The following is a 1,219-nucleotide window of genomic DNA, read 5'->3' as shown; positions in this document are numbered from 1 at the left end:
CATCACGTGGACCCGCGAAACGCTGGATGCAGAGATCTCGGCGCTGCTTGGTGGTTATGGCGACAAGTTTCAAATCAATTTTTCGTGATTACTTAAGATAGTGGCATGACCAAGCCCGCTCCAAAACGCTATCGAACGACCAACTGGAACGCCTACAACAAAGCCCTGATCCAGCGCAGCTCGCTGTCCGTCTGGCTGGACACGAGCATGTCATGGCAGACCACTCCACGGGGCACGCGCGGACGGACGCAGACCTATAGCGATGCCGCCATTCAATTCTGCCTGACCATCAAAAACCTGTTTGGACTGGCGTTGAGGCAGACCATCGGTTTCATGCAAAGCCTGCTCAAGTTGGCGGGTCTGGACTGGGACGTCCCCGACTACAGCACGCTATCCAGGCGGCAGCAGACGCTGCAGGTCAAGATTCCCTACCAGAAAAGCTCAGGAGCGCTGCATCTGCTGGTGGATAGCACAGGCATCAAGATGCTGGGCGAAGGCGAGTGGGCTGCGTGCGAATCTTTAGATTCGTTCAGCGATAACCAAGAAGCATGGCGCGGAATATCGCCGGCAATGGCGCAAAGTGCATCTGGGCATCGATGCGGAAACCCTGCAAATCCGCGCCATTGAAGTCACGGATAATCGCCAGGGCGATGCGCAAATGTTGCCTTCGCTATTAACGCAAATTCCGGCCGATGAGCCGATAGCCTGCGTGAGCGGCGACGGGGCTTTCGATACCAAGGCATGTCATGAGGCGATTGCCGCACGCGGCGCGATCGGGTGCATTCCGACACGCAAGAATGCGAAACCGTGGAAAGGAAATTCGCTGGGGGTGCTGGCTCGCAACGAGATTCTGCGGGCGACCAAGCGATTAGGCAGAGCGATCTGGAAACGCTGGAGCGGCTACCATCGCCGCAGCCTGGTGGAAACCAAGATGCATTGCTTCAAACGGTTGGGTGAAAGGGTGAGGGCCCGTCGTTTCGATGGTCAAGTGGCAGAGCTGCAGGTACGTGCTGCCATCTTGAACCGCTTCAGCATGCTGGACCGTCCGTGCACGGTGGCGGTAGCATAAATTTGTTTGGGGAAAGGGGAGCCTCGCCCTGTTCTGGATTTATGCAACAGTGCCTGTCGCAAACGCTAAAAAAGTTTGCCCGGCCAGTTTGGCCCGGCCGATCAGTTTGGTTTTGCGAAGGCCTCCGACGGTTTTCAGCCAGCCGAAGCA

General features: G+C 56.9%; 1 pseudogene. It reads left to right on the top strand.

Going from position 1 to position 1,219, the window contains the following annotated elements:
- The first annotated feature begins 105 nt into the window (after nucleotides 1–105).
- Nucleotides 106–1,069, top strand: a pseudogene (locus C2I19_RS21415) (IS5 family transposase).
- The last annotated feature ends 150 nt before the right edge of the window (nucleotides 1,070–1,219 follow it).

Source organism: Chromobacterium alticapitis, from assembly GCF_002924365.1.
Lineage (GTDB): Bacteria > Pseudomonadota > Gammaproteobacteria > Burkholderiales > Chromobacteriaceae > Chromobacterium > Chromobacterium alticapitis.
Note: the sequence above shows the minus strand (reverse complement) of the source record. Positions and strands in the feature narration are given on the sequence as shown.